Genomic DNA, 8,574 nt, shown 5'->3' with positions numbered 1-8,574 from the left:
GCGTGGCGGTGGTGGCCCCGGCGGGGTGGGGGACTGCCAGGGGTAGGTGTCGTACGAGGGTGAGGTTCCGTACGACGGTGAGGTGCCGTAGGTCGGTGAGGTGTCGCCCGGGCCGTACTGGTACGGCGGTGACGGGTCGAAGGACGGGGACATCCCGTTGCTCCTTGCGTGGCTCGGGTCCGGTTGCGGCGGACCGCAGGGAGGTGGGGGGCGGGCGAGCCACGCACGTTACTCGGCGGTACCGGGAGTAGGCGAGGGTTTCACCAAACTGAGTGGTCGGTATGCGCTTTCTCCATCAAACCGTGTCTGACCTGGTGTGTTACCGGCGTTAACTCAGACTTTTGAGCCCGGCGCGGGAGACGGAAACTGATCCGCTCGGCGGATCGTCTTGGCAGGCATGACATCGACGGTGCGGGCGGCGGCGACCCGGTGGCCGACGCGGTGGGCCCTTCGCGGGCGCGCGCTCGCCGCGTGCGCCGTGCTGACGGCCGTGTTGCTCGCGTTCCACCGGGCCGTACCCAACTCCGTGGGGCGGGTGGGCAGTCTGCTGGAGGCCTTCCTGCCCTGGCTCGGTGCCGTGGTCGTGGTGCTGCTCGGCCTGGCCCTGCTGCGCCGCTCCGCCGTCGCGCTGGTGGCCCTGCTGCTGCCGGTTGCGGCCTGGACGTACCTCTTCAGCGGGCTGCTCCTGCCCGCGCCGAAGCCCGGCGCGCGCGACCTGGTCGTGGTGCAGCACAACGTCAGTGACGAGAACGACGACCCGGCGGGCACGGCCCGTGCCCTGGCCGCCGCCGAGCCCGATCTGATCGCGCTGGAGGAGTTGGTGCCCCCGGCGCTGCCGGTCTACGAGGAGACTCTCGCCGGGGAGTTCCCGTACCACGTCGTGCGGGGGACCGTCGGGCTCTGGTCGAGATATCCGCTGACCGGCGCCCGGCACGTGGACATCAGGCCGCGTGGGGTCGGCGAGGACTGGAGCCGTGGGCTGCGCGCCGTCGTGCGCACGCCGTACGGCGATGTCGCGGCGTATGTCGCGCACCTGCCGTCCGTGCGGGTCCGGGCGAGCGGGCTCGCGTCCGCCCGGCGGGACGAGAGTGCCCGGCTGCTGGGGGCGGCCGTCGCCGGTGAGCGGCTGCGGACGGTGATGGTGCTGGGCGACCTCAACGGCACGGTCGACGACCGTGGGCTGGCGCCGCTGACCTCACGGATGAACGTGGCGGAGCGGGGCTTCGCGTTCAGCTTCCCCGCCGGTCTGCCGCTGGCCCGGATCGACCAGGTCATGGCCCGCTCGGCGACGGTCGGTCACATCCGTACGCTGCCCGCGACCGGCAGCGACCATCTGCCGGTCGCCGCGCGCGTCACGCTGCGGTAGCGCAGGTCGAGCGGGCGGTTCGGGTCCGGAAGCCGGTTCGGAAGCCGGTTCGGAAGCCGCCTTCACCGCTCCTCGACCGTGGCGTGCCAGCCGACGCACAGGTGGGCCTCGACCGGGGGGTCCATGGGGTTGGCGGTCGGAAGTGCCGGGGGAAGCGTCGTCGGACGCGAGGTGGCCCGTGGCACCGGGGTGCAGTCCGGGGGCGTCGGCTCGGGCGTGTAGGGGCTGGTGGGAGTGGTGGGGCGGGCGTCAGGGGTGCTCGCGTCGAGGTACTCGGTCGCGGCGTACCCGGCGATCCCGACCGCCACGGCGATGGCCGCGAGTGTGCGGGCGAGCCTGGACAAGCCAAGTCTCCTTCGGGCAGCGGGTGTTGGGGTCACCGTACAAAAGGCGGGATCAGGTCTCCTCCAGTACCGGGAACCGCCTCGGTGCCAGCAGCAACAGGACCAGGAAGGCCAGCGCCGCCGCACCGGCCGCGCCCAGGTACACCGCGTGCACCGCGTCGGCGATGGCCCGCCTGGTGGCCTCCGGGGCCGTACCGCCGGAGTCCAGGGCCCGCGTCACCGATTCCAGGTCGCCCGCGCCGCCGAGCCGGGACGCCAGTACGCCGTTCGCGACCGCGCCGAACAGTGCCGCGCCCATCGTCTGGCCCGTCTGCCGGCAGAACAGCACCGAAGCGGTCGTCGTACCCCGCTCCGACCAGCCCACCGTCGACTGCACACCCACGATCAGCGGCAGTTGGAACAGCCCGAGGGCCGCCCCCAGCAGCAGCATCAGCAGGGTCGGCTGCCACGCCTGACCGGGATAGGGCAGGAAGGGGAAGGCGAGGAGGATCAGCGACGCCGTCCCGATGCCCAGCATCGCCGTGTTGCGGAAGCCGATCCTGCGGTACACGTGCTGACTGCACGCGGCCGACAGCGGCCAGCTCAACGTCCACACCGACAGCACGAACCCGGCCGTCATCGGGGCCAGGCCGAGGACCGACTGGGCGTACGTCGGCAGGAACACCGTCGGCGCCACCATCAGCAACCCCAGCGCGCCCAGCGCCAGGTTCACCGCCGCGATCGTCCGGCGCCGCCACACCCAGCCCGGGATGATCGGCTCGGCCGCCCGGCGCTCCACGACCACCACGACCGCCACCAGCGCCAGTCCCGTACCGAACAGGGCGAGCGAGGGCCCCGACAGCCACGGCCAGGCCACCCCGCCCTGCACCAGCGCCGTCAGCAGCACGCCCCCGCACGCGAACACCGCCAGCGCGCCCGCCCAGTCGACACGCGCGCGCGTGGCCGGCGCCTCCGGGTCAGGGTCGCGCTTCGGCTCGTGCAGATGCCGCACGATCAGCCACAGGGCCACCGCCCCGATGGGCAGGTTGATCAGGAAGATCCACCGCCAGTCCGCGTACGCCGCCAGGACCCCGCCCAACCCGGGCCCCGCCACCGCCGACACGGCCCACACCGTGGACAACCTGGCCTGGATCCTGGGCCGTTCCTCCAGCGGGTACAGATCGGCGGCCAGCGTCTGCACCGTCCCCTGGAGCGCCCCGCCGCCCAGCCCCTGCACGATCCGGAACGCGATCAGCGCCGCCATGTTCCAGGCCAGCGCGCACAGCAGTGAGCCCAGCAGGAACAGCGCCGCGCCCGCGACCAGCACCGGCTTGCGGCCGAAGGTGTCGGAGAGCTTGCCGTAGACCGGCAGGGTCACCGTCACGGCGAGCAGATAGCCGGAGAACAGCCAGGAGAAGACCGAGAAGCCGCCGAGGTCGCCGACGATCTGCGGTACGGCCGTGGAGACGATGGTGGCGTCGAGCGCGGCCAGCGCCATCGCGAGCATCAGGGCCGCGACCACGGCCGAGCGGCCGTCCGTTCCGGTGCGCCGTGCGGTGTCGCGTATCGCGGGTCTCGTACTGCCCACCGGGTTCCTCTCCTGATGCGTTCCCCTTGCACCTACCTGCCGGCGAACAGCTTCCCACTTGACCCTGACGTCGCGGGAGGGTGGAGCCTTGATGGACCGCAGGGTGGAGACGACCCCGACGCGCGCTCCACCGAAGGGTGGAGAGCCCCTAGGGGTACCTCCGTACTAGGTCTCGGGGAGGGTTGGTACCGCCGGAGGACGAGACGCCCGGGGGGCCGTCCTTAATCTGGCTTTACGCCGCTGGGGGGCGGCTCACCGGACCGGCGGGGGTGGGGTTTTCCCCCGTACAAGACGGGGCTCGGCACCAGCGCGCCGGACCCTGCTCGGGCACCAGACTCAACGACGTACCCAGTCATCGACGTACCGGCACACGGCTCAGTACGTCGACTCATAACCGACTTAGGAGACATACCGTGACATCGGCTGTGACCATTCCCAGGCACGGGGGCACTGGAGGGCGTACGGCCGTTGCCGCGCGGGCGCGGCAGGTCGTCAAGGCGTACGGGTCGGGGGAGACCCGGGTCGTCGCGCTCGACCATGTGGACGTGGACATCGCGCGGGGGCAGTTCACCGCGATCATGGGGCCCTCGGGGTCCGGCAAGTCCACCCTGATGCACTGCCTCGCCGGGCTCGACACCGTCACCGGCGGCCAGATCTACCTCGACGAGACCGAGATCACCGGGCTGAAGGACAAGAAGCTCACCCAGCTGCGGCGGGACCGGATCGGCTTCATCTTCCAGGCGTTCAACCTGCTGCCGACGCTCAACGCCCTGGAGAACATCACGCTGCCCATGGACATCGCGGGCCGCAAGCCCGACAAGGCGTGGCTCGGCCGCGTCGTCGACACCGTCGGCCTGTCCGACCGGCTCAGGCACCGGCCCACCCAGCTCTCCGGCGGCCAGCAGCAGCGCGTCGCCGTGGCCCGCGCCCTGGCCGCCCGGCCCGAGATCATCTTCGGTGACGAGCCGACCGGAAACCTCGACTCGCGCGCGGGCGCCGAGGTGCTGGGCTTCCTGCGCCGCTCCGTCGACGAGCTCGGGCAGACCATCGTGATGGTCACCCACGACCCCGTCGCCGCCTCGTACGCGGACCGGGTGCTGTACCTCGCCGACGGACGCATCGTCGACGAGATGTACAAGCCCACCGCCGAAGCCGTCCTGGACCGCATGAAGGACTTCGACGCCCGGGGGCGTACGTCATGACCGTCCTGAAGACCTCTCTGCGCAACTTCTTCGCGCACAAGGGACGCATGGCCCTGTCGGCCGTGGCCGTCCTGCTGTCGGTGGCCTTCGTGAGCGGCACGCTCGTGTTCACCGACACCATGAACACCACCTTCGACAAGCTCTTCGCCGTCACCGCCTCCGACGTCACCGTCAGCCCGAAGACGGCCGAGGACGAGGACGACGGCGGCGGCACGGGCCGCCCGGTCTCGCTGCCGGCCTCCACCGTCGAGCAGGTCGCGGCCGTCGACGGCGTGAAGCAGGCCGAGGGCGCGGTCGCCTCCATGAGCGTGACCGTCGTCAACTCCGAGAACGAGAACATGGGTTCCTCCACCGGTGCGCCCACCATCGCCGGCAACTGGACCAGGAACGACCTGAAGTCCATGGAGATCACCTCCGGGCACGCCCCGCGCGGGCCCACCGACGTCATGGTCGACGCGGACACCGCCGACAAGCACGACCTGAAGCTCGGCGACGAACTGCGCACCATCGCCGCCACCGGCGACATCCGCGCGCGGATCGTCGGCATCGCCTCCTGGAAGGTCACCAACCCCGGCGCGGCCGTCGTCTACTTCGACACCGCCACCGCCCAGCGCACCCTCCTCGGCGCCACCGGCCGCTTCACCCAGGTCGCCGTCACCGCGGCGGCCGGCGTCAGCGACACCCAGCTCAAGCAGGACATCGCCAAGTCCCTGAACGGCTCGTACAAGATCCAGACGGCCAAGGAGAACGCCGACGAGAACCGCAAGGACGTCGGCGAGTTCATGGACATCATCAAGTACGCCATGCTCGGCTTCGCCGGGATCGCGTTCCTGGTGGGCATCTTCCTGATCATCAACACCTTCTCGATGCTGGTCGCCCAGCGCACCCGCGAGATCGGCCTCATGCGGGCCATCGGCTCCTCCCGCCGGCAGGTCAACCGGTCCGTGCTGGTGGAGGCCCTGCTGCTCGGCTTCATCGGCTCGATACTCGGCGTGGCCGCCGGTGTCGGCATCGCCGTCGGCCTGATGAAGCTGATGTCGATGGCCGGCATGAACCTCTCCACCGACGACCTGACGGTGAAGGTGACCACCCCGGTCATCGGCCTGATCCTCGGCGTCGTCGTCACCGTCCTCGCCGCCTACCTCCCCGCCCGCCGCGCCGGCAAGGTCTCCCCGATGGCCGCCCTGCGCGACGCCGGAACCCCGGCCGACATCAAGGCCGGCTGGATCCGCGGCCTGATCGGACTGGTCCTCACGGGCGCCGGCACCTACGCCCTGTTCGCGGCCGCCACGGCCGACAAGGCGAGCGACGGCGCGCTGATGCTGGGTGGCGGCGTGGTGCTGACCCTGATCGGCTTCGTGGTCATCGGTCCGCTGCTCGCGGGCGCCGTGGTCCGGGTGATCAGCGCGGTCCTGCTGCGCGCCTTCGGCCCCGTCGGCCGCATGGCCGAGCGCAACGCGTTGCGCAACCCGCGCCGTACCGGTGCCACGGGCGCCGCCCTGATGATCGGCCTCGCCCTGGTGGCCTGCCTGTCGGTGGTCGGCTCCTCGATGGTCGCCTCGGCGACGAGTGAACTCGACAAGTCGGTGGGCGCCGACTTCATCGTCATGGCCCAGCAGCAGGAGATCGTGCCGCAGGTCGAGAAGGCCATGGAGCGGACGCCGGGCCTGGCCCACGTCACCCGCTACAAGGACGTCGACGCCACCTTGACCTCGCCGGACGGCAAGACCGACGACAGCGGCATCACCGCCGCCGACCCGACGTACGCCGAGGACCTGCGCCGCACGACCACGCAGGGCACGCTCTCCGCCGCCTACGGCAAGGACGCCATGTCGGTCGGCTCCGATTACGCCAAGGAGCACGGCGTGCGCGTCGGCGACACCATCACCGTCGCCTTCAAGGGCGGTGAGGCGGCGAAGCTGAAGGTCGCGGCCATCACGGATGACGACACCTCCATCGACCAGGGCGCTCGCTACACGAGTATCGAGACGCTGCGGAAGTACCTCCCCGCCGACCGGATCCCGCAGAACGTGATCATGTTCGCCAAGGCGAAGGACGGTCAGGAGGAGGCGGCGTACGCGGCCCTGAAGAAGTCCCTGGACGGCTACCCGCAGTACCAGGTCCGCGACCAGACCGACTACAAGCAGGAGCTCAAGGACCAGGTCGGCCAGCTCCTGAACATGGTCTACGGCCTGCTCGCCCTGGCGATCATCGTCGCGGTCCTCGGTGTGGTGAACACCCTGGCGCTGTCGGTGGTGGAACGCACCCGCGAGATCGGCCTGATGCGCGCCATCGGCCTCTCCCGCCGCCAGCTGCGCCGCATGATCCGCATGGAGTCGGTGGTGATCGCCCTGTTCGGCGCCCTGTTGGGCCTCGGACTCGGCATGGGCTGGGGCGCCACGGCCCAGAAGCTGCTCGCCCTGGAGGGCCTGAACGTCCTCGACATCCCGTGGCCGACGATCATCGGCGTCTTCATCGGCTCGGCCTTCGTGGGCCTGTTCGCGGCACTGGTGCCGGCGTTCAGGGCGGGCCGGATGAACGTACTGAACGCCATCGCGACCGAATAGCCACCGCATACGGGGGTTGCGGGGGACGGGCCCGGTCCGCAGGAGGTTCCACCTCCCGGACCGGGCCCGCGCGGTGCCCACCTCACCCGGCGGGCTGCCGCTCCAGGAGTACGACGCCGTAGGCGGTGCCGGTGACGACGTAGCGGGAGTCGGGGTGCAGTTCCCGGGCGTACGCCTCGACGTCGCTGTAGCGCTTGCGGGAGTTGTCGAGGGCGATGAAGTCGGGGTCGACGCCGCGCGTGTTGCTGATCCAGAAGACCTGGCAGCGGGAGGTGAGCCGGCTGATCGGCGCGATGTTCGCCTCCACGGAGGCGTCGTCGGGAACCTGGGCGAGCAGCCGCTCGACGGCGGTCACGCGCGCGGGCTTGCGATAGATCTCGCTCTCGGTCAGCGCGGCCAGCGGCAGCGAGGTGGTCAGCGCGACCGAGGCGGCCGCCACGGCGGCGGGCAGGTGCTCCGCGTACGACCGCAGCCACGCGCGCGTGCTGTGCCGCGCGGTGTCGAGGGCGTCGACGAGCGCGAGGACGACGACGGGCATGAGGACGGCGTTGTAGTGCCAGTCCGTGCCCCAGTACTGCGAGTACGAGGAGGCGAACCGCCAGCCGACCGTGGGCAGGGCGACCAGCAGCAGCGGCGAGCGGATCGCGAGCAGCCCGGTGGTGGGGACGAGTAGCCAGCCGAGCGTACGGAGCTTGGTGTCGAGTCCGTCGAAGGGGCCGCCGCCCTCCGACTCGCCCACCTTGTTCCAGTAGTCGTAGGTCCCGGCGCTGTTGAAGCTCGGGATGACCAGCAGCAGCGTGACCGCGACGGCCACCACGCCGAACACGGCGACGCCCATCGCGTACCGCGCCGCCCGCGCGGAGTCCCGGCGGGCCCGCAGGGCGACGACCACGCCGATGGCCGCGACGGTCATCCCCAGGTCCTCCTTCACGAGGACGAGGGGCAACGCCCACAGCAGAGCCGCCCGCCAACGCCGCGCGAGCAGCGCCTCCAGGCTGAACGCGATCAGCGGTACGGCGAAGCAGATCTCGTGGAAGTCGAAGTCGACGGCCTGCTGAAGCCCCCACGACAGCCCGTACGCCACCCCGATCGCGAGCCCCCGCGCCCGCCCGAGCAGCCGGGCCGCCGCACGGGTCACGGGAACGGCGGAGAGCGCGAAGAGCGCCGCCTGCGCGACGAGGAGGGTGACCGGGGAGGGGAACACCCGGTACAGCGGCGCGAGCAGGACGGTCACCGGGCTGAAGTGATCGCCGAGGATGTTGAACCCGGGCCCCTTCAGGTCGGCGATCGGCGCCTGCAGATGCGCGTATGCCCGGATGACCTGCTCGAATATCCCCAGATCCCACGACCGCTGCCCCAGATGCCGGTAACGCCCGACGGAGACGATCGCGTAGCCGACGAAGAGCAACACGGCCAACAGCCATGGGTCACGCCGGCCGGCCCCGGGCCGAGCGTGCCCTTCGGGGCTCGTGGTGGGCGCCGGTATGTGGGGGTCCGATGACGTGTTCGGCGTCGCGGAGGTGGCGGG

At 71.1% G+C, this 8,574-nt stretch carries 6 protein-coding genes; 3 read left to right on the top strand and 3 right to left on the bottom strand.

The features are described from left to right. Positions 1-397: 397 nt before the first annotated feature. Positions 398-1,366, top strand: coding sequence for an endonuclease/exonuclease/phosphatase family protein (locus L0P92_RS38990; RefSeq protein ID WP_234767872.1), 969 nt, complete (start codon positions 398-400; stop codon positions 1,364-1,366). A 62-nt stretch (positions 1,367-1,428) separates the two neighbouring features. Here L0P92_RS38990 and L0P92_RS38985 read toward each other — a convergent pair whose 3' ends face one another. Next, entirely contained in the window at positions 1,429-1,710 is a 282-nt protein-coding gene (locus tag L0P92_RS38985; RefSeq protein ID WP_234767871.1) for a hypothetical protein, read from the bottom strand. Positions 1,711-1,762: 52 nt separating this feature from the next. Then, entirely contained in the window at positions 1,763-3,277 is a 1,515-nt protein-coding gene (locus L0P92_RS38980) for an MFS transporter (protein WP_234767870.1), read from the bottom strand. A gap of 413 nt (positions 3,278-3,690) precedes the next feature. Between L0P92_RS38980 and L0P92_RS38975 the strand changes: the two genes are divergently transcribed. Beyond that, the gene (locus L0P92_RS38975) at positions 3,691-4,479 is read left to right on the top strand and encodes an ABC transporter ATP-binding protein (protein ID WP_234767869.1); all 789 of its coding nucleotides are present in this window, start codon (positions 3,691-3,693) and stop codon (positions 4,477-4,479) included. Further along, on the top strand, positions 4,476-7,046 hold the full coding sequence (locus L0P92_RS38970) for an ABC transporter permease (protein ID WP_234767868.1): 2,571 nt from the start codon (positions 4,476-4,478) through the stop codon (positions 7,044-7,046). The genes L0P92_RS38975 and L0P92_RS38970 overlap by 4 nt, the downstream gene beginning before the upstream one ends. Before the next feature lie 82 nt (positions 7,047-7,128). Here L0P92_RS38970 and L0P92_RS38965 read toward each other — a convergent pair. Further along, positions 7,129-8,574: DUF2079 domain-containing protein (locus tag L0P92_RS38965; RefSeq protein ID WP_372497401.1), on the bottom strand; the 1,446-nt coding region annotated here is incomplete at its 5' end.

The organism is Streptomyces muensis (assembly GCF_021474425.1).
Classification (GTDB): domain Bacteria; phylum Actinomycetota; class Actinomycetes; order Streptomycetales; family Streptomycetaceae; genus Streptomyces; species Streptomyces muensis.
Note: the sequence above shows the minus strand (reverse complement) of the source record. Positions and strands in the feature narration are given on the sequence as shown.